Origin of the sequence: Enterobacter sp. SECR19-1250 (assembly GCF_013391025.1) — a bacterium.
GTDB lineage: Bacteria > Pseudomonadota > Gammaproteobacteria > Enterobacterales > Enterobacteriaceae > Enterobacter > Enterobacter cloacae.
In genome coordinates, this window is sequence record NZ_JACASJ010000068.1 from 1 (window position 1) to 20,916 (window position 20,916).

The window sequence follows — 20,916 nt, forward strand, 5'->3', positions numbered from 1 at the left end:
GATGCGTGATCTGATCCTTCAACTCAGCAAAAGTTCGATTTATTCAACAAAGTCGTTCAGGTGGTCAAACAGTTTTTCCAGGCTCTCAAGGGAATTGATCTTGCGAAATTTTAATAAATAGTCCTGAACTGTCATATTAATAAGTTTCCATATAAAAGTGAGTCATACCCGTTAAGGTAATTCGTTTGAATAATAAACGGATTAATAAAGACGTAAACTGCCCACTCAGGTAACGCGACTAAATTAGGAGTTTTCTTTGCGATAGATTCAGGCATCTGATGATGCCTGGAAGAGAAGGTTAACCGTGTTCACCAGGAGTGGCAATAAGTAACTGACATATTATGTCACTCTTTATTACCGTAACCGGTTACTTAGGTTGGGCGACAGTGACAGGCTCCGGCGGTTGGTAGTTATCGATGTGGCTGGCAACGCCAAGCAAAATGACCGATACCCCAAGAACAATCCATCCCGCTAATTCAATGATTCGATTAATAATTGACGTCATAATTCGTGTTTGTAATTTATCCATAAATACCGGTTGCAAATGTTACAGCGCCAGGGGGGAGACAGCAAGTGCTTTGGGAACGGTTCCCTTAAGCACAATCAGCGGGTTAACCCCATATAACAAAAACAACCGGAGCAGGATGCTATTTTAAGTCATATGGCACATGCTTAATCTGTCATGTGGCCAGGTTAGCCAGTGTGAAATAAGATCATCACAGGAGAGGGCAACACTATGAGTGATAGCATCCGTGTCGGGCTTATTGGTTACGGGTATGCGAGCAAAACATTCCATGCGCCGTTAATTGCCGGTACGCCGGGAATGGCGCTGGCGGCGATGTCGAGCAGCGATGCCACCAAGGTGCATGCCGACTGGCCCACCGTTCCGGTTGTCTCTGAGCCTAAGCACCTTTTCAATGATCCGAATATCGATTTAATTGTGATCCCCACGCCGAATGATACCCATTTCCCGCTGGCGAAAGCGGCGCTGGAAGCCGGTAAGCATGTCGTCGTCGATAAACCCTTTACCGTGACGTTGTCTCAGGCACGCGAGCTGGACGCGCTGGCGAAAAGCCTTGGCAGACTGCTGTCGGTGTTTCATAACCGCCGCTGGGACAGCGATTTTCTCACGGTAAAAGCGCTGCTCAGCGAGGGAACGCTCGGGGAGATAACCTTCTTTGAATCGCACTTTGACCGCTTTCGGCCGCAGGTGCGAAACCGCTGGCGTGAGCAAGCCGGGCCAGGCAGCGGCATCTGGTACGATTTAGCCCCACACCTGCTCGACCAGGCCGTGAATCTGTTTGGCCTGCCGGTGAGTATGACGGTCGATCTGGCCCAGCTCAGACCCGGCGCGCAAACGACCGATTATTTTCATGCCGTCCTGAGCTACCCGCAACGGCGGATAGTGCTGCACGGAACGATGGTTGCGGCTGCGGAATCTGCGCGTTATATCATTCACGGCACGCGGGGGAGCTATGTGAAGTTTGGTCTGGATCCGCAGGAAGACCGGCTGAAAAACGGCGAGCGTTTGCCTCAGGAAGACTGGGGATATAATATGCGAGACGGGGTGGTGACCAAAGTGGAGGGGGAGACGCTGGTGGAAGAAACCTTGCTGACGAGCCCGGGGAACTACCCGGCATATTATGCGGCCGTGCGTGATGCGCTGAACGGCACGGGGGAAAACCCGGTACCAGCCAGTCAGGCGATTCAGATTATGGAGTTGATTGAACTGGGCATTGAATCTGCCAAACATCGCGCCACGCTCTGTCTGGCATAAGTGTTGTTGGCCGGGTAGGGCGTAGCCGCCACCCGGCAAAGGGGTTACGCGTTTGCCACCTTATCCCGAAGCGCCTGCTTCTCTTCCGGCGTGAGGAAGGCCATCTCCAGCCCATTAATCTGCGCCTGGCGGATCTGTTCGCGGCTCAGGCCCGCCTGCGGTGCGGCGACAGTGTACTCGTGGATAATGTCCACGCCCTGTACCGCCGGGTCATCGGTATTCAGCGAGGCCAGCACGCCGTGCTCAAGGAAGGTTTTCAGCGGGTGCTTATCCAGCGCGGGCACGGTGCTGGTCTGAATATTGGAGGTCAGGCAGGATTCAATCCCGATACGTTGCTCGGCCAGGAAGTCCATCAGGGCGCGATCTTCCACCGCTTTTACACCGTGTCCGATACGCTCGGCACCCAGTTCACGGATGGCCTGCCAGATGCTCTCCGGCCCCGCCGCTTCACCGGCGTGTACGGTAACATGCCAGCCGGCATCACGTGCGCGGTTGAAATGTGACAGGAACAGGCTGCCCGGGAAGCCCAGTTCATCCCCGGCCAGGTCGACGGCGGTGATCGCGTCACGATGCGCCAGCAGCGCTTCCAGTTCCTGCAGACAGGCCGCTTCGCCGAAGGTACGGCTCATGATGCCAATCAAACGGGCCTGCACATCGAAGGCTTTGCACCCTTCACGGACACCTTCAATAACGGCTTCAACCACGCCTGCAACGGGCAGGCTGTGGGTCATCGCCATATAGCCTGGCGAAAAGCGCAGTTCGACATAATGCAGGCCGTTACGGGCGGCATCTTCGATGTTCTCAAAAGCGACACGGCGACAGGCATCCAGTGAGGCCAGCATCTTTACGCCCCAGTCGAGTTTGCTCAAAAAACTGACCAGATCCGGTTCATTAGAGGTGACCTGAACGTGCGGGATCAGGGTTTCAAGCGATTGAGCAGGGAGCGTTAAATTGTACTGGCGGCCAAGATCGAGGATGGTTTGGGCACGAATGTTACCGTCAAGGTGACGATGAATATCTGTTAAAGGCAGGCGTGTATCAATCATGGTCGCACTCTTTTCTGGTTAAAGTGCGCCACATTATAAAAACAAAACGAGGTAAAAAGCTATTTGCGCAAGGGAATATTCCGTTGCGCAAACAAACTACAGAAGCGTGTTGATACCCGCAATCAGCCGCTGCACCCCTTGTTTCAGCTTGCTGCGCGGGCAGCCGGCATTCAGGCGGATAAAACCGATGCCTTCGTTTCCGTAGGTATATCCCGGCATGATGGCGACTTTTTGCTGCTCAATCAGTACGTTTTGCAGGGCGCGATCGTCAATATTTAACGGGCGCAGGTCAATCCAGGCGAGATAGGTCGCCTCGGGTGGCGTCCAGTTTAGTACCGGAAAAGCGCTGTTCATTTCACGTGCGATAAATTTCAGGTTCTCTTCCAGATAGTCGCGCAGCGCGGCAAGCCACGGCTCACCCTGCTGATAGGCGGCAATATGCGCCGTCAGTGCCAGCACGGAGGGAGAGGAGAGGCCGTCACGGCCTTTTAGCGCGCTCAGATACGCATTACGGCTCTCCTCATCGCCTATTAACCCATATGCGCCGGTCAGTGCCGGGATATTAAAGCTCTTGGAGCCTGAGGTCAGCAGTGCCCATTTACCGCGCGCGACCCTGTTCCATGGCGTGTGGCGATGTTCTCCCCATACCATGTCCATATGAATTTCATCGCTTATCACCGCCACGTCATAGCGCGCGCACAGTTCAGCCATCTGCGCCAGCTCCTCCTGCGTCCAGACCTTGCCGGTCGGGTTTTGCGGGCTGCACAGCAGCAATATTTTGTTTTCCGGTTTCGCCAGGGCGGCCTCAAGCGCGGCCATATTTCCCTGCCAGCCCGTCGCCTGTTTCTCCATCGCCACTGGCACCACGCGGCGCGCATTGCCTTCAATGGCTTTATAAAACGCGTCATAAGCCGGGGTATGCACCACCACACCATCTCCCGGCATCGACCACAGGCGAATCAGCTCAGAGACCATATAGATCACGGAAGGGCCATAAACAACGGTTTCAGTATCAATCCGGCTGTTAAAACGTTGCTGGAACCAGTGCGCCACCGCGGCCAGGAATTCTTCGTTTTTCCAGCGGCTGTAGCCAAACACGCGGTGATCAATACGTTGATGTAGCGCATCGATAATGCAGGGGGCGGTGGCGAAATCCATATCAGAGATCGTAAAGGGCAGCAGGTCGGCGGCACCAAAACGGTCGGCAACATAATCCCACTGTGTACACCAGGTGCCGTGGCGATCGACAACGGTCGAGAAATCAAACATGACGTATGTCCTTAAAGTAAAACCCCCTCAGCGTGAGGGGGTGAGGCATCAGGCTTCGACTGTGCGCATCAGGGTGGCCAGCTCATCTTTGACCGACTGCACCTGCGGGCCGATAACCACCTGCAAATTGTGTTGATTCAACTGCACTACGCCGATTGCCCGGTTGGCTTTCAGGGCATTGGTATCCACTTTCGACATATCCGCCACCGACAGACGCAGACGGGTAATGCAGTTATCCAGAGAGGTAATGTTATCCGCACCGCCCAGCGCCGCCAGAATTGCCGGCGTGTTATAACCCGATTTACCCACTGTACCGGCAACGGCCTGTTCCACGCTGGTGGCGGTTTCGGCATCGCGGCCTGGCGTTTTCAGGTTAAAGCGGGTGATGGCGAAGCGGAAGATACCGTAGTACACCACGAACCAGATCGCCGCCACGACCGGCACCAGATACCACTTGGTGGACAAACCATGCAGGATGCCGAACACCACGAAATCAATTACGTTGCCGTCGGTGTTACCGATGGTGACGCCCAGCACCGCCATCACGGTAAAGCCCAGACCGGTCAGCACCGCGTGGATGAGATACAGCACCGGCGCGACAAACAGGAACAGGAATTCGATAGGCTCAGTCGTACCGCCTACAACGCACGCGATTACCCCGGAAATCAACAGCCCTTTAATTTTGTGACGATTTTCAGGTCGGGCGCAGTGGTACATCGCCAGCGCCGCGCCTGGCAGACCGCCGAGGAAGGCCGGCATTTTACCCTGTGACAGGAAGCGGGTCGCACTCTCAGAGAAGCCATGAGTGGTTGGGCAGCTCAGCTGCGCCTGGAAGATGGTCAGCGCACCGCTTACATCATGACCGCACACTTCCATGGTACCGCCTGCTTCGGTGAAGCGAATCAGCGCCACCAGAATATGTTGCAGGCCAAACGGCAGCAGCAGACGTTCGCCGGTACCGAAGATCATCGGGCCGAAATCGCCCGCGCCGTTAATGATACGGCCAATACCGTTGATACCGAGCGCAAAGACCGGCCAGATCAGCGGGATGACCAGACCAAACAGCCCCATGACCACGAGAGTAATAATTGGCACGAAGCGGGTGCCGCCGAAGAAAGCCAGGGCATCGGGGAGGCGGATATTGTGGAAGCGCTCATGCAGCATCCAGATAATGACCCCCGCGATCACCGCGCCGAGGATCCCGGTGTCGATGGACTGAATACCAATCACGCTCTGAATGTTGTTGGCTTTCAGCACCGCAGCATCGGTAGTGGGCAGGATGCCTTTGGCGGTCAGCCAGAAGTTCACCGCAAGGTTCATCACCGCGTAGCCCACAAAACCGGCGAACGCCGCCACGCCTTTATTCTCACGCGCCAGGCCCAGCGGGATGGCGATACAGAACATCACGGGCAGGAAACTGAAGGCAAAGGAGCCGACCTTACTCATCCAGATAAAGATCGCCTGCAGCACAGGGGTACCGAGGAACGGGATCAGCGTAATGACGTCCTTACTGCTGAGCGAGCTGCCGATCCCGAGCATGATCCCGCAGAACGAGAGAAGCGCCACGGGCAGCATAAAGGTTTTACCCAGTTGCTGGAAAAATTCCCACAGCGATATTTTTTGTGCTGTTTTCGCCGTCATAAAACGACTCCTTTATTGTTAAAATCATTTTGTCTGCTTCAATGCTGCGAGAAGATAAAACGTTTTATCAAAGTTTAGTGCGCGCTGAATCACATTCTCAGCCTTTCACTGGTAGTATAAAGATAACGTATTGATAAAACGTTTTACCGATCTCATTATCAGGGAGTCACGCCAACACATGGCTGTAGCGAAAAAGATCACCATCAACGATGTCGCGCTGGCGGCGGGGGTTTCCGTCAGCACCGTTTCACTGGTCCTGAGTGGAAAAGGGCGCATCTCTCCCGCGACCGGTCAGCGGGTTAACGACGCCGTTGAACAACTGGGTTTTGTGCGTAACCGTCAGGCGTCGGCCCTGCGCGGGGGGCAAAGCGGCGTGATTGGCCTGATCGTGCGTGACCTGACTTCACCCTTTTACGCCGAACTGACCGCCGGGTTAACCGAAGCGCTGGAGGCGCAGGGACGAATGGTGTTTCTGCTCCACGGCGGGCGCAAGCCGGACCAGCTTCTTTCCCGGCTCGACATGCTGCTCACCCAGGGCGTTGACGGTGTGATTGTTGCCGGAGCGTCGGGCGTGAGCAGTGAATTATGCGAGCGCGCGGCCGCTAAAGGGGTGCCGCTGGTCTTTGCGTCGCGCGCCAGTTATCTGGATGAAGCCGATACCCTGCGGCCAGATAACATGCAGGCGGCCCAAATGTTGACCGAGCATCTTATTCGTCGCGGACATCAGCGGATTGCCTGGCTCGGCGGAAAAAGCTCGTCGCTGACCCGCGCCGAACGGGTGGGCGGTTATTGCGCGACGCTGATTAAATACGGTTTACCGTTCCACAGCGAGTGGGTGGTAGAGTGTGAATCCAGTCAGAAAAAAGCCGCAGAAGCGATCGGTGCGCTGTTAAGCAGCAGCCCGACGATAAGCGCCGTGATTTGCTATAACGATGTGATTGCGATGGGGGCCTGGTTTGGTCTGATCCGCGCCGGGCGTCAGAGCGGTGAGGGGGGGGTTGAAACCTTCTTCGGCCATCAGGTGGCGTTAGGGGCATTTGCCGACGTTGGCGAAAATGCGCTGGACGATCTGCCCATCGTCTGGGCCACCACGCCCGCACGGGAGATGGGCTACACGCTGGCGGACAGGATCATGCAGCGCATCGAAAAAACAGACGTGCAGGCCGGGCACCAGATTGTGGCGGCGCGTTTGGTAACGGTGAAATAATCCAGAGCACGTTGCGGAGTGTAGGCCAGATAAGGCATCGCCGCCCCCCGGCAATAAAAAACCCCTCATGCGAGGGGTTTTGTCGTTTACTGCTGCGGCGCCGCAGGTTCGGCTGGCGCTGCTGGTTCAGCCGGTTCCGGCATGCCCAGGGCAGGCATACCAAACATGCCGACAAAGTCCTCCAGCGGCATTTTGTCACCGTTGAGCGTCACCTGGCCGTTGGCATACTGCAGGCTGGTGGAAATCGTGTTGTCGTCCACCTTTGTGATGCGGAACATCTGGCCCATCGCCGCCAGGCCTTTCACCTGCTGGTTTGCCAGCTTGCCGGCATCGTCATCGCCGTACCCTTCAAGCTTCGCAATCTGAGTCATAAACTCGGTTGCCATATCCATTGGGATCGTCAGCTTGCTGTCCAGAGACTTCACGCTGCGATCCACTTCCTGGGCCAGCGTTTGCGGTTCGCCCGTTGCGGTTGCCGGATCTTTCAGGAACAGAGACAGGTTAAAGCTGGTTTCGCCTTTGCTGTTTTTCCAGCTCAGCGGAGCGACGGTGATCACCGGTTCACCTTTGAGCAGAATAGGCAGGTTGTTGAACAGCACGGCCATCGCCTGCTGCTGATACACTTCCGGGTTCTGCTGCAGCGCGGCATCGGTCAGCAGCGCCTGGCTCTCTTTGCTGTATTTCTGGCTGAATTCATGCCACGCCTGACCGTCAATATTGCCGATCTTCAGCGAAAGCTTGCCGGTACCCAGGTCCTGATTCTGCACTTTCAGGCTCTTCAGGGTGTAATCCAACTGAGTATTGATGCTCTTACCGTCTTTGGAGACATCCGATTTACCATCAACGTCCATGCCTTCCAGCACGGCCATCTCTTTACCTTCAATCGCAATGGCAATCTTATCAATCGAGAGTTTCTGATCGCCGATACGCTCTTTGAAGTCGGTCATGCGGCTGTTGCCGTCTGCTTTCAAATTGTTGAAGGTAATCTGTACATTCTGATCGTATTCGTTAACTGCGTTGACCAGACCGCTTTGCGCTTCCCCTGTCAGGGAGAGCACGTTCCCTTCGCGGTCAGCATCTACGGTGAAGTTGCCACCGCTGAAGGTGACTTTCTCGTTCTCTTTCTCGTAGTTCAGCGCCTTCAGCGCGATATTCGAGCGGGTGTCACCGGCATAGCTGATGCGGGTATCAACCGCGAAAGGTGATTCATTTTTTGCCAGATCGAACAGCGGCTTAGTTAAGTCGTTATTCACCAGCACGGTGTGAACGGACGCCATTGATGGAATCAGGTTAAAGGACTTCAGCTGCGCCAGCGGGAACGGACCGTGACTTACCACCTCATCCAGCACCACCGTCTGGCCCGGCTTCAGCCAGCCATTTTCAGTTCCGGCAACGGGCTTCACCACAAGCTGCATATGGCTGGTGAATACCCCGCGCTCATAATTCTGATAGCTCAGCTCTACACCCGCTTCCGGTGCGCCACGCTTAATTTGGCTGTTAGCCTGTGCCACCATCTCAGCCAGACGGCTCTCCAGCTGCTTCCCGGTAAACCAGGATGCTCCCGTCCAGACTACGCCTAACGCTACAATCACGCCTACCGCTACGACCGATTTTTTCATTGCGACTATCCCTAAAATGAAACCAGGCGGTAGAAACCGCCCGGAGATATAAAGCCTGCCACTAGCTTAGCAAGAGTTGTTAAAAAATTCAGTATTGTCTAAAGCTTATTAAATACGCGCGCCAGGCGACCGGTACCGCTCACGCTGACCGGGGACTCATTAGCAGCAACGAATGCTGACTCACCCGGCTTAAGCACCAGACGCTGTTCGCCTTTATGCAGTGTCGCTTCACCCTCAACGCAGAACAGGATCGCCGCGCTCTCCTGCGCGATGGTCGTTTCGGTCTGGCTGAGGTCGTGCAGGGAGAAAGCAAAATCGTCAACCGGAATAGGGAAGTCCAGCTCTGCGCCATTTTTGACGGGCTGAGTAAGCAGCTCGGCAGCAGGTTTTGCCACAAACTTCACGTTAGCCACCAGTTCAGGGATGTCGATATATTTCGGCGTCAGACCCGCGCGCAGCACGTTGTCCGAGTTGGCCATTACCTCCAGCGCCACACCCTGCAGATAGGCATGCGGCGTTTCTGCGAACAGGAACATGGCTTCGCCCGGGTTTAGCTTCACCACGTTCAGCAGCAGCGGGGAGAACAGGCCGCTGTCGTCCGGGTAAAACGCAGAAATCAGACGGATGGTGTCCCATGGTTCGCCCTGCTGGCCGTCCAGCGCCGCTTTCAGCACCGCCAGGGCGTGGGATTGCTCGTCGCCCTGCATGTTGAGCAGGCTGGCGAACAGCTGGCTCAGGCTTTCCGCGTTCGGATTTGCCAGGAAATGTGCGATAGCGTTATGCGCTCCTGCGACCGGCTGCAGCAGAGAGATGATCTCGGAGAACTCGCGAAACGCGTTCATCGCCAGGAAAGGGGTCAGCGCAAAGACCAGTTCCGGCTTGTGGTTCGGATCTTTATAGTTACGCTCGGCGGCATCTAACGGGATACCGGCCGCATTCTCTTTTGCAAAGCCAATTTCAGAGGCTTTCTTGTTCGGGTGAACCTGGATGGAGAGAGGTTGATCGGCACACAGCACCTTAAACAGGAACGGCAGCTCGCCAAAACGGCTGGCCACGCTGTTGCCCAGCAGCGTGGTTTTATCGGCATCAATTACGTCGCGCAGCGCGCGCACCTGGCCGCTGGCATCTTCAACTTTTGAGCTGCTCTTCGGGTGGGCGCCCATCCACAGTTCTGCCATCGGCAGGTTGTCCGGGTTCGCGATACCGTAGAGTTCCGTTAACGCAGTTTTACTTCCCCAGGCGTAGTTTTGCACTGAGTTGATGAGTTTTTGCATTATCAAGCCCTGATTCAAATGTGGAATAAACTCCGGGTATTAAAGCAATAAACCACCTGGAAGTAACCTGCGGATGTAAAAAGTCGTACTAGTCTCAGTTTTTGTTAAAAAATTGTGTAGGATAAGCTGACTCGCTTTTAAGCCGGGCAGCGGAACATCTGCCCTGAATAATCAGACCGACGCAGTAAGTGAGAGAACAATGTCGAACAAACCCTTTCATTACCAGGATCCTTTCCCGCTCGGTAAGGATCAGACCGAATATTACCTGTTAACCCGCGATCACGTCTCTGTCTCTGAGTTTGAAGGGCAGGAGATCCTCAAGGTCGATCCGCAGGCGCTGACCTTGCTGGCGCAGCACGCCTTCCACGACGCCTCGTTTATGCTCCGTCCTGCGCATCAGCAGCAGGTGGCTGATATTCTCAGCGACCCGGAGGCCAGCGAAAACGATAAGTATGTCGCGCTGCAGTTCCTGCGTAACTCCGATATCGCGGCAAAAGGCATTCTGCCGACCTGCCAGGACACCGGTACGGCCATCATCGTGGGTAAAAAAGGCCAGCGTGTCTGGACCGGAGGCGGCGATGAAGCCGCGCTGGCGCACGGTGTCTACAACACTTACACCGAAGACAACCTGCGCTACTCGCAAAACGCGGCGCTGGATATGTATAAAGAGGTCAACACCGGCACCAACCTGCCTGCGCAAATTGACCTCTACAGCGTGGACGGCGATGAGTACAAATTCCTCTGCATCGCGAAAGGCGGCGGTTCAGCCAACAAAACCTACCTCTACCAGGAAACGAAAGCGCTGCTCACACCGGGCAAGCTGAAGAACTACCTGGTGGAAAAAATGCGTACCCTGGGGACTGCAGCCTGCCCGCCATACCATATCGCCTTTGTCATTGGTGGCACGTCGGCGGAAGCGACGCTGAAAACCGTGAAGCTGGCATCGACCAAATACTACGACGGCCTGCCAACCGAAGGGAACGAACACGGCCAGGCGTTCCGCGATGTTCAGCTTGAACAGGAGCTGCTGGAAGAAGCGCGTAATCTGGGGCTCGGCGCACAGTTCGGCGGTAAATACTTTGCTCACGACGTGCGTGTGATCCGTCTGCCGCGCCACGGCGCATCCTGCCCGGTGGGTATGGGCGTCTCATGTTCGGCGGATCGTAACATCAAAGCGAAGATCAACCGTGAAGGCGTGTGGATCGAAAAACTGGAGAACAATCCGGGTAAGTACATTCCGGAAGCGCTGCGTAAAGCCGGTGAAGGTGAAGCGGTTCGCGTTGATCTGAACCGTCCGATGAAAGAGATTCTGGCGCAGCTGTCTCAGTACCCGGTCTCGACGCGTCTCTCCCTGAACGGCACGATCATCGTCGGCCGCGACATCGCCCATGCGAAGCTGAAAGAGCGCCTGGACAACGGCGAAGGGTTGCCGCAGTACATCAAAGATCATCCGATCTACTACGCGGGCCCGGCGAAAACGCCAGAGGGTTATGCCTCCGGCTCATTAGGCCCAACCACCGCAGGCCGCATGGACTCCTATGTAGACCAGCTCCAGGCCAACGGCGGCAGCATGATCATGCTGGCGAAAGGCAACCGCAGCCAGCAGGTGACGGACGCGTGCCACAAGCACGGTGGGTTCTACCTGGGCAGTATCGGTGGTCCGGCGGCCGTACTGGCGCAGGGCAGCATCAAGAGCCTGGAGTGCGTGGAATACCCGGAACTGGGTATGGAAGCGATCTGGAAAATTGAAGTGGAAGATTTCCCGGCGTTTATCCTGGTGGATGACAAAGGCAATGACTTCTTCAAGCAGATCCAGTCCTCTCAGTGTTCGGCATGTGTGAAGTAAGCTAAAAAGCCGGGTGGCGGCTACGCCACCCGACACCAAAAAGAGCGCACAAAGCGCCATAACGTTTCTCAGAAGTCATCAATACTTATCTCTTAAGCATGTGAGCAATCCCATCTTTAATTATCAAGGAGAAAGTAATGACAACGCATCGCCGTGAGAAAGATTCGATGGGCGCGATCGACGTTCCGGCCGACAAACTCTGGGGGGCGCAAACCCAGCGCTCGCTGGAACATTTCCGTATTTCGACAGAGAAAATGCCCGTTTCGCTGATTCAGGCGCTGGCGCTGACCAAACGTGCCGCCGCCAAAGTGAATCTGGATCTGGGCCTGCTGGCGGCTGACAAAGCCAACGCCATCATCAGTGCCGCCGACGAAGTGCTGGCGGGCAAGCATCCCGACGAATTCCCCCTGGCCATCTGGCAGACCGGCTCTGGCACGCAGAGCAACATGAACATGAATGAAGTGCTGGCCAACCGGGCAAGCGAGCTGCTGGGTGGCGTGCGCGGTATGGAGCGTAAGGTTCACCCGAACGATGACGTTAACAAGAGCCAGAGCTCCAACGATGTCTTCCCGACGGCAATGCACGTGGCGGCGGTGATTGCCATCCGTGAACAGCTGATCCCGCAGCTAAATGTGCTTAAAAGCACCCTTAACGAGAAAGCCCAGGCCTTCAGTGATATCGTCAAAATCGGGCGTACCCACCTGCAGGATGCCACGCCGCTGACCCTTGGACAGGAGATATCCGGCTGGGTGGCGATGCTGGAACACAATCTCAAACACATTGAGCACAGCCTGCCGCATCTCTCTGAGCTGGCGCTGGGCGGCACGGCGGTGGGGACGGGGTTAAATACCCATCCGGAGTACGCGGTGCGCGTGGCGGAAGAGCTGGCCGCGATTACCGGGCAACCGTTTGTTACCGCGCCCAATAAGTTTGAGGCGCTGGCAACCTGCGACGCGCTGGTTCACACCCATGGTGCGCTGAAAGGGCTGGCGGCATCACTGATGAAAATCGCCAACGACGTGCGCTGGCTGGCCTCTGGCCCGCGCTGCGGCATTGGTGAAATCAGCATCCCGGAAAATGAACCGGGTAGCTCCATTATGCCGGGCAAAGTGAACCCGACGCAGTGTGAAGCCATGACTATGCTCTGCTGTCAGGTGCTGGGAAATGACGTGGCCGTCAACATGGGCGGTGCGTCAGGCAATTTCGAGCTGAACGTCTATCGTCCGATGGTTATCCACAATGTGCTTCAGTCTGTACGGCTGCTGGCGGACGGCATGGAGAGTTTCAACGCGCATTGCGCCTCCGGCATCGAGCCGAACCGCGAGCGAATCAGCCAGTTGCTCAATGAGTCGCTGATGCTGGTGACCGCCCTCAATACCCATATCGGCTATGACAAAGCCGCTGAGATCGCCAAAAAGGCGCATAAAGAGGGGCTGACGCTGAAAGCCTCTGCGCTGGCGCTCGGCTATCTCACGGAAGCCGAGTTTGATGCCTGGGTCCGCCCTGAAGCGATGGTCGGCAGCCTGAAATAGTCACGTCGCCACATACAGGTGCAGCCGGGGAATAATCAGCTGCAGCGGCTGCGCCTGAGGCTTATAGCGATGCTGAACGTTTTCCGCATCGTAATTCAGCAGTTCGCCAATGTCCGGTACCACGGCGCCCTGATCGGCATCATAGAGCGCAATCAGCGGCGTTGGGCAGGCGTACTGGATCTGCTTTTGCTGGCCTGAATACCAGACGCGGGCGATAGGCTGCACCTTCACCGGGCGTTTAATCTTCAGGCGCGTTTCAACGGGCAATGACGCGATGCTGTGATACTCCTGCTCCAGGCGCTCAATCCACTGCTCGCGCGACCACGGAGCCACGGTGCGCGGCGCTTTCAGGCTCTTTTCCAGCTGGGCCAGGATCTCATCCCGGGTAAAGTTTTTGATAATGTGCTTGTTGGCCCAGCCGAAGCGCAGCGTGGCGGGCTGACGCAGTACCGTCAGCGTACGGTAGGCATTCAGGGTGATTAAACCCGGAAGCTGGCGGTGCACCCACTCAAAGCGGGCGGCTGGCGCAAGGCCTGACTCTTCGGTAATGATCTTTTCAAATGCCGCTTTCAGGGTATTGATGTGCGTAATCTGGGTTTCCAGCGCCTCACGGGTTTCGGCGTCCGTTTGCAGACAGATCACCCCCGGCAGGCGAACGGCCGCCTTGCTGCTGCGGTTTTCAGACTGCTGCTGAATAAACAGGCGACGATAGTGCTGTAGCGCCAGATCCCGCGCGGATTGGCCGATATGCTGTTTGACGTCGATGGTTTGCAGCGGATCGTGCTCTGCGCCTTTTGCCACCTCCGGCAGGGTAAAGACCCGTGCAGCCAATAGGCGGCAGGCCTGCAGGCGCTCGGTTAGCGTTAACAGCTCATGCTCCATCTCCCGAAAGGTGCTGTTCAGCCTTTCGATAAGATCGTATGTCGCCATGTGAATCCCCATTAGTTACAACATACTCATGATATAGCACAGCACGCCGGGTCAGGCCAACGTGCGGTTAAGGTCAGGCAGGAACGGGAAGGGCGATGTTATGGTACACCGGCCAGCTAAAGCAGAAGCATGCGCCGCCGAGTTCACTCTCCCCGCACTGCACCGTGCCGCCCATCGCCTGCGCGATAGAGTGGACAATCGCCAGCCCCAGACCACACCCTCCCGTCGCACGGTCGCGGCTCGGGTCGAGACGCACAAACGGCTCGAACACGGTTTCACGCGCATCCGGGGCGATGCCGGGGCCATCGTCTTCCACCGTCAGACGGGCCTGATTGTCCTGCAAGTCCAGGCCAATCCGCAGCGTGCTCTCGCTGTAGCGCATGGCGTTGTTCATCAGATTATCCAGCACGCGTTCCATCAGGCGCATGTCCAGCGCGCCGTAATCACCCGGCGTGACGCGCGTTAACAGGGTGCGTTGCGGATTGACGCTCTGGACGTCATCAATATGGGTTTGGATCCACGTCGGCAGATCCGGGGTACTGAGGTGCAGTTCATTTTGTGGACGGTCAAGACGAGCATAGGTGAGCAGCTCCTCAATGAGCGCTTCAAGCTGGCCGATGTCGCGGTTTAACGCCTGAGACTCTGCCGCCGTAAGGTTTTCGCTCATCTCCAGCCGATAGCGCAGACGCACCAGCGGCGTGCGCAGTTCATGAGCAATCCCGTCGATCAGCTGTTTTTTGCTGGCAATCAGGGCGTTGATGTTATCGGCCATCTGGTTAAATGCCACCCCCAGACGTTCAAAGCTGGACCCGCTGTCAAAGTGAATACGCTCGGTAAGATGCCCCTCGCCAAAGCGCTGTGCGGCGGATTCCAGTTTCAGCATGTCCTGCCAGTGTGGGCGCATCCAGATAAAGACCGGGAAGGCGAGTGAAATGGCGATAAAGGCCATCAGAGCCATATCCAGCAGGCGCATCTGGTGCAGATAATAGAGATAAGGCACCGGCCCTACAGCCAGCACATAATGACTGCGCGGAATGCGCTGGATAAAGGTGTATTTCTCATCCAGTGCCACGATATCCCCGTCACGCAGGCGCTGCATGGCAGGCGGATCTAAATCGAAATCCTTCAGCGGTTCAATGCGCAGATCGAACGACAGGTTCAAATCCAGCTCTTTTAAGGTTCTCGCCCAGTCATGTGGTGGAATTTCACGCAGTTCGCTGCGCATCAGATAAAGTGAGCTTTTCATCAGATCGTCCAGCGACTGCCTGCCCGCTCGTTCGGCAGTGAACTTATAGACCAGCCCGACCAGCATGGTCATCACCAGGAAGCAGACAAACAGCAAAAGATAAAACTGCACAAAAAGCTTTTTCATTAAATCTCACCGAAAAAACGATACATGCAGAATATACATGAAAAACCTTCCGGTGTTTTCACCACCATCATGCACGACAAACGTATTATCTGAGCCGTGCCGAGGTTTGTTACATGGCGTGAGTACTTCTTTTGATTTTGGCGATGAGTTTTTCTGTCACGCTCAGGCCTTCCGCGATCTCCGCATCAATCACGGCGCTTCCGAATTCGTTAATTAAATCCAACAATATTTCGTAAGACTGAATCAGTTCCAGAAGATCAAAGAGGGCTTTTTGGTCGGCACGCGTGGGGGAGGCTTGGTTAAGCGTTGCCTGATTAACAATCCATTCAAGATTGGTTTTGATGGCTTCTACGTCATGGTAGCTATACATATGTCATAGGCTTAAATTCTCATTTCAAGATTTTATGGGAGAGAGGTAGCGAAAGCGTCGCGATAAAAACGTTTATGTGGCGGGCCCGGTGCGAGCTCAAGAAGGAATGCAGGAAAAGTAATTATGGATTAGTTCGCTGGCTTAGCAAGTTAATTGTTGCGCCAAGGGCAAATTAACGCGCGAAAGTCAGGGCATTGTCGTGTAATGCCTTCATTTCGCGCAGGTTATGCTATTTTGCCAACGCGATCAGGTTTCCCAGGCGTGCGGGGCGAACAGATAACCCTTGTTACGCACGGTTTTGATGCGGTACGGCTCGGTGGCGTTGTCCTGCAGTTTCTTACGCAGTCGCGAAATAGCCACGTCAACACTGCGATCCATTCCATCGTAACTTACGCCGCGCAGGTTTTTCAGCAACGCGTCACGGTCCATAATCTGCCCCGCATGGGTGGCCAGCTCCCAGAGCAGGTCAAAATCGGCGGTAGAGAGCGCGATAAGCTCACCGGAGAGCAGGACCTGGCGGTTAACCGGATCGATGGATAACGTGCCAAACCGCATCGCTTTATGCGGCATCAGGGACTGCGCCGGCACCTCGCGTTCACTGCTGGCATGCTGGCGCAAATGCAGGCGCAGACGGGCGAGCAGAACGGCAGGCGGCGTGGTTTTAAGAATGTAGTCATTGGCCCCCATCTCCAGCGACAGAATATGGTTCATGTCGCTGTCCAGTGAGGTCAGCAGCACGATAGGGCCATCCCACTGAGCCCGCAGGTCGCGGCACAGCGTCATCCCGTCTTTGCCGGGCAACATGATATCCAGCAGCACCAGATCCGGGTTTTCACGCACCACGACCTCTTCGGCGCGATCGCCACGTGGCTCAACAATAACGTCCATATCATGTTTACCCAGATAAGCGGCGATCAATTGCCCCACTTCGGGCTCATCTTCTACATAAACAATCTTATTCATACAACGTCTGTTATCGCGAAAAATGCCAACATACACCGCGTAACCTTAACCTTCCATTAATCTTTCAAAATTAACGTCAGTTCCGTTATTCTGGCTCTTATTGTTACTTGATTGTTATAGGAAAAAGCATGGGGCTGGCGATAAAAGCCGCGCTGGGCGCGCTGGTGGTGTTATTGATTGGCGTACTGGCAAAAACCAAAAATTACTACATTGCCGGGCTGATTCCGCTCTTCCCGACGTTTGCGCTCATTGCACACTACATTGTCGCCTCGGAACGCGGCACTGAGGCGTTGCGCACCACCATTGTGTTTGGCATGTGGTCAATCATCCCTTACTTTCTCTACCTGTTGTCCTTGTGGTATTTCACGGGCTTTCTGCGGCTTCCCCTGGCGCTGGGCGGGGCGGTGGTCTGCTGGGGGCTCAGCGCCTGGGTGCTGATTTTCTTCTGGAGCCGCTATCACTAGCGCAGCGGTCGCCCACCGTCCACGGCAAAGGTTCTGCCGGTGACGTAACAGCTGGTGAGCAGATAATCGATAAGGTCGATCACCTCTTTCTCGCCAGGGGCGATTTTCATCAGGGATTTATTCAGCGCCTGCTGACGATACTCGGCATCATCGCCCTCGTTGAATAAAATCATCGCCGGGGCGATGGCGTTCACCTTGACCTCTGGTGCCAGCTTGCGGGCAAATGAACGCGTCATGTTATCCAGTGCGGCTTTACTCGCCGCATAAGCGATGTGTTTGTCGCTCCCGCGCTCCACCACATAATCGGTGAAATGAATAATGTCACCCGCGGCATGGCCGTGGCCGCGCAGCAGATCCTGCAGGGCATGGTTAAGCAAATAGGGGGCATTGACGTGGATCTGCAGCATACAGGCGAGCGTTTCGCTGAGCGACGTACCGGGTTTTTCTGCAAGCCATGCGCTGGCGTTATGGATAATCGCCCGCAGACCGTGGGTCGTTGATTTGACCTTATCCGCAAAGGCAAGAATGCCGTCGTCGGTGGAGAAATCAGCCTGAATACAGGTTGCACCTGCTTTTCGTAGCCCGTCTATCGAGGGGTATTCCGTGCGGTAACTGACAATGACCGGGTGGCGAAGGTTGAGAAAGTGATGGGCGAGGGCGAGGCCGATACGACGGCCTCCACCGGTGATCAGTATTGGGCGATGCTGCGCAGTTCCCATCGTATTCTCCTTTTCAGTTCAACAATGGGAGACGCAGGGTTATCCCATTAACATCCAGGTTGCCGGTACGGCAGCAACCAGTAACAGCCCGATGAGGGCCATTTCACGGCGTTTAAGCGCGTTCTCCAACTGATGAGTACGGCGGGCATAGATAAACACCAGCAGGCCCGGCGCATACAACACCACCGACAGCAGCAGGTGCATAGGCCCGGAAGCATACAACAACCACAAACCGTAAATACAGGCGCCGATCCCTACCGCATAATGCGCCGGGCGAGTGGCGATTTTTAACAGATACGCACCCACTAAGAAATAGGGTACCAGAATCATCTCCGAGGCGATGGTCAGCAGGGTGTTATAGTCCGAACCTGTGAGCCAGATCAGCACCAGGCAGACCTGAACGCTGATATTCGTCAGCCAGAGTGACGCTGACGGCGCACTGTTTTTATTCTGACGGGCAAACAGACGCGGAAACGCTTTGTGCGTGGCAGCCAGGAAAGGCACTTCGGCCGCCATGATGGTCCAGCTCAGATAAGCCCCGCAGACGGAGATAATCAGCCCCGCGGCAATGACCACATCGCCCCAGCTACCGAGCATTTTCACCATCAGACCGGCCATGGATGGGTTACGCATTTCGGCCAGTTCAGGACGAGCCACCACACCCAGCGACAGCAGCGTCACCAGCAGATAGACACCGAGGGCCGCCAGCACCGCCAGCAGCGTGGCGCGTCCGACGTCGCGCTTGTTGCGCGCGCGGGCAGAGACCACCACCGCACCTTCAACACCAATGAAAACCCACAGGGTGATCAGCATGGTGTTTTTCACCTGCTCCCAGACGGGGACGCCCAGCGCAAGGCCAGTGAAATCGAGTTTAAATACATCCAGACGGAATGCCATAAACGCCAGCACAATAAACAGCCCGAGCGGAACCAGTTTGGCCAGCGTCGCCATCAGGTTAATGCTTGCCGCTGTCTGGACGCCGCGCAAAATGAGCCAGTGTACGACCCACAGCAGCACCGACGCCCCGACAATCGACTGCCAGGTGTTGCCGTCACCAAAGAGACGCAGCTCGGGCGTATCGGTAAAGAAACTGAGCGCCGAGAAGACAATAACCAGATAGGAGACGTTAGCGATCACCGCACATAGCCAGTAACCCCACGCGGAACAGAAGCCAATCAGTTCCCCAAAACCGGCCCGCGCGTAGGTGAAAATACCGCCATCGAGATCGGGACGAATACGGGTCAGCAGCAGCATGGCGAAGGCCAGCAGCAAAATGCCAACGCCGGTAATCCCCCAGCCAATCAGCAGTGCGGCAGGGCTTGCGACGGCCGCCATATTCTGCGGTAAACTGAATACCCCCGCACCCAGCATTGAGCTTAAAACGAGTGCAGTTAAAGCACTCAGGCCAAGTTTCTTTTCCATTGGCTTCCTGTTATGAAAGGTCCAAATCCAGAATAATTATTTCGCACAGGCGCATAAAAATGGTGGATCACACTAAGGCGCGGGATTTTACGGAGTGTCACGAACGCATGCAATGATGTGTAGCAGAAATTCAAAAAAAGTAACAAAAAAAGCGGCATTACGCCGCCTTTAATGAAGGGTTTTGTTACTTGTACAGATCGGCGCTGATGGTCACATTGTTACCACGTTCCTGCCACTGGCGGGTGATGTGGTAGTACTTCGCCCCTTTCTTCGCCGCGCGCTTCGCGACCTGATAAGAGACTTCCGTACCGTTGCCATAGTTGCCGGTAAACTTGATGCTGTCGAACGGCACCATCTGCGCAGCCGTGGCGTTGTTCAGCTCTTCAACTTTGGTGCCGTCTGGCAGGGTAACGGAGTAACGGCCACCTTTCGTGGATTGCGTCTCAAAGAAACGGCCCACTTCAGCGCTTGGCGCTGCGGAGGTTGCTACGCCTGGAATTTCGACTTTCTTCGCTTCTTCGCCGCCTTTCGCTAACGCCGCGCGACCGGCTTCTGAATCAGCAGGAATGGCATCCGGGCTTTGCAGAACGCGTTTTTTCGCATCTTCTTTATAGATGAACGCGGTAATACGCTGGTTGCCACCCTGGTTAGCATCTACCTGACGCACGATGTAGAACGAGTAAGCCCCTTTCTGTTTCGCGGCTTTGGTGATGGCATCGTTCACTTCTGGCTGGCTGCGGTAGAAGCCCTGAACGGTAACGGTGTCATACGGTTCCAGCTCAATCGCCTGATCTTTAGGCAGTTCAACGACGCCGTTGATCACGCGGTTTTTCGGCGCGTCAGCTTTTGGCGCATTCTCTTTGTACAGCGCAATGGTCACGCGCTGGTTGCCGCTATTGCCTTGATCGGACTGGTCAAGCACGTAAAACGACGCTGCGCCGTTTTTATCAGCGGCTTTTGATGCGGCGGTAACGGCATCGCCAATAGAGTTGTAACGACCCACAATGACCGTATGGTCAAAAGGTTTTAACGCTGCCGCTTGCTCCGGCGTTAACTCTGTCGCGGCATTCGCAGACAGGGCGGTCGCGGAAAGAAGTGCGGACGCCAGGAGTGTGTTCTTAAGCTTCATAAAAATAATCCTTCGCCTTGCGCAAACCATGTACTGGTATTGTTGTTAATTTGAGACGGTCCCGATTATGGCATTTAAAACCTGTTGCTGTCTGCGCCATTTTTCACAGCCTGTGCTCACCGAAGGATCTGATTCGATAACATTTAGTGATATGTTGAAAAAACAGGCGTTTGACAAGCAAAAGTGATAAAGCATATGACTTTTACAAGTTAATTTAATGTTAATAAGTTGATCTCATATGGCGCTATATCATGTTTTTACCGCTTCGCTTGCGCGATTTATCGGTTCTGAGGATGAATTTAAGGTAAATATCTCTGTCAGCGAGGCCGTTCGCTT

18 protein-coding genes and 1 pseudogene are annotated in these 20,916 nt (G+C 55.3%); 5 read left to right on the forward strand and 14 right to left on the reverse strand.

Features of this window, described 5'->3' with window-relative positions; translation table 11 throughout:
- Positions 1-54: 54 nt before the first annotated feature.
- Positions 55-135, reverse strand: a pseudogene (locus HX884_RS16980) (oriC-binding nucleoid-associated protein); the annotation flags it as partial.
- 232 nt (positions 136-367) lie between these two features.
- A complete protein-coding gene (gene blr, locus HX884_RS16985) occupies positions 368-493 on the reverse strand; it encodes a division septum protein Blr (RefSeq protein ID WP_168112406.1) in 126 nt (41 codons plus the stop codon).
- A 243-nt stretch (positions 494-736) separates the two neighbouring features.
- Between blr and HX884_RS16990 the strand changes: the two genes are divergently transcribed.
- Entirely contained in the window at positions 737-1,777 is a 1,041-nt protein-coding gene (locus HX884_RS16990) for an oxidoreductase (protein ID WP_178328516.1), read from the forward strand.
- A 44-nt stretch (positions 1,778-1,821) separates the two neighbouring features.
- Here the strand turns inward: HX884_RS16990 and add are convergent, their stop codons facing one another.
- From add to malX, 3 genes are all read right to left on the reverse strand, one after another.
- Positions 1,822-2,823 carry an adenosine deaminase gene (gene add, locus HX884_RS16995; RefSeq protein ID WP_013096893.1) on the reverse strand — a complete coding sequence of 334 codons (1,002 nt, stop codon included), beginning with the start codon at positions 2,821-2,823 and terminating at the stop codon, positions 1,822-1,824.
- Positions 2,824-2,919: 96 nt separating this feature from the next.
- Entirely contained in the window at positions 2,920-4,092 is a 1,173-nt protein-coding gene (locus HX884_RS17000) for a MalY/PatB family protein (RefSeq protein WP_038980399.1), read from the reverse strand.
- A 48-nt stretch (positions 4,093-4,140) separates the two neighbouring features.
- Positions 4,141-5,733, reverse strand: a complete 1,593-nt coding sequence (malX, locus tag HX884_RS17005; protein WP_020688287.1) for a maltose/glucose-specific PTS transporter subunit IIBC — start codon at positions 5,731-5,733, stop codon at positions 4,141-4,143.
- 178 nt (positions 5,734-5,911) lie between these two features.
- Here malX and HX884_RS17010 point away from each other — a divergent pair, with 178 nt between their 5' ends.
- Positions 5,912-6,940, forward strand: coding sequence for a Mal regulon transcriptional regulator MalI (locus HX884_RS17010; RefSeq protein ID WP_038980402.1), 1,029 nt, complete (start codon positions 5,912-5,914; stop codon positions 6,938-6,940).
- Between the two features lie 86 nt (positions 6,941-7,026).
- Here the strand turns inward: HX884_RS17010 and HX884_RS17015 are convergent, their stop codons facing one another.
- Positions 7,027-8,559: a YdgA family protein gene (locus tag HX884_RS17015; protein ID WP_178328517.1), complete on the reverse strand. Its 1,533-nt coding sequence runs from the start codon at positions 8,557-8,559 to the stop codon at positions 7,027-7,029.
- 98 nt (positions 8,560-8,657) lie between these two features.
- The gene (manA, locus tag HX884_RS17020; RefSeq protein ID WP_178328518.1) at positions 8,658-9,833 is read right to left on the reverse strand and encodes a mannose-6-phosphate isomerase; all 1,176 of its coding nucleotides are present in this window, start codon (positions 9,831-9,833) and stop codon (positions 8,658-8,660) included.
- Between the two features lie 199 nt (positions 9,834-10,032).
- On the opposite strand from manA, the gene fumA reads away from it, so the two are divergent.
- Together fumA and fumC are read left to right on the forward strand one after the other, a co-directional pair.
- Positions 10,033-11,679: a class I fumarate hydratase FumA gene (gene fumA, locus HX884_RS17025; RefSeq protein WP_013096879.1), complete on the forward strand. Its 1,647-nt coding sequence runs from the start codon at positions 10,033-10,035 to the stop codon at positions 11,677-11,679.
- Positions 11,680-11,816: 137 nt separating this feature from the next.
- The gene (fumC, locus tag HX884_RS17030) at positions 11,817-13,211 is read left to right on the forward strand and encodes a class II fumarate hydratase (protein WP_020688279.1); all 1,395 of its coding nucleotides are present in this window, start codon (positions 11,817-11,819) and stop codon (positions 13,209-13,211) included.
- Here the strand turns inward: fumC and tus are convergent, their stop codons facing one another.
- The 4 genes from tus to rstA form a co-directional block, all read right to left on the reverse strand.
- Positions 13,212-14,141 carry a DNA replication terminus site-binding protein gene (tus, locus tag HX884_RS17035; protein WP_013096877.1) on the reverse strand — a complete coding sequence of 310 codons (930 nt, stop codon included), beginning with the start codon at positions 14,139-14,141 and terminating at the stop codon, positions 13,212-13,214. It lies immediately after the preceding gene.
- Between the two features lie 73 nt (positions 14,142-14,214).
- On the reverse strand, positions 14,215-15,513 hold the full coding sequence (rstB, locus tag HX884_RS17040; RefSeq protein ID WP_013096876.1) for a two-component system sensor histidine kinase RstB: 1,299 nt from the start codon (positions 15,511-15,513) through the stop codon (positions 14,215-14,217).
- Positions 15,514-15,622: 109 nt separating this feature from the next.
- Positions 15,623-15,883, reverse strand: a complete 261-nt coding sequence (locus HX884_RS17045; protein WP_038980410.1) for a hypothetical protein — start codon at positions 15,881-15,883, stop codon at positions 15,623-15,625.
- 246 nt (positions 15,884-16,129) lie between these two features.
- Entirely contained in the window at positions 16,130-16,846 is a 717-nt protein-coding gene (gene rstA, locus HX884_RS17050; protein ID WP_013096874.1) for a two-component system response regulator RstA, read from the reverse strand.
- 128 nt (positions 16,847-16,974) lie between these two features.
- On the opposite strand from rstA, the gene HX884_RS17055 reads away from it, so the two are divergent.
- Positions 16,975-17,310 (forward strand): GlpM family protein, encoded by a 336-nt coding sequence (locus HX884_RS17055; protein WP_013096873.1) that lies wholly within the window; start codon positions 16,975-16,977, stop codon positions 17,308-17,310.
- Here HX884_RS17055 and folM read toward each other — a convergent pair.
- The 3 genes from folM to ydgH form a co-directional block, all read right to left on the reverse strand.
- On the reverse strand, positions 17,307-18,029 hold the full coding sequence (gene folM / locus HX884_RS17060) for a dihydromonapterin reductase (RefSeq protein ID WP_013096872.1): 723 nt from the start codon (positions 18,027-18,029) through the stop codon (positions 17,307-17,309). The genes HX884_RS17055 and folM overlap by 4 nt on opposite strands.
- A 39-nt stretch (positions 18,030-18,068) precedes the next feature.
- Positions 18,069-19,451 (reverse strand): amino acid permease, encoded by a 1,383-nt coding sequence (locus tag HX884_RS17065; protein WP_178328519.1) that lies wholly within the window; start codon positions 19,449-19,451, stop codon positions 18,069-18,071.
- Positions 19,452-19,635: 184 nt separating this feature from the next.
- Complete coding sequence (gene ydgH, locus HX884_RS17070; RefSeq protein WP_045902904.1) at positions 19,636-20,580, reverse strand: DUF1471 family protein YdgH; 945 nt, start codon at positions 20,578-20,580, stop codon at positions 19,636-19,638.
- Positions 20,581-20,916: the final 336 nt, after the last annotated feature.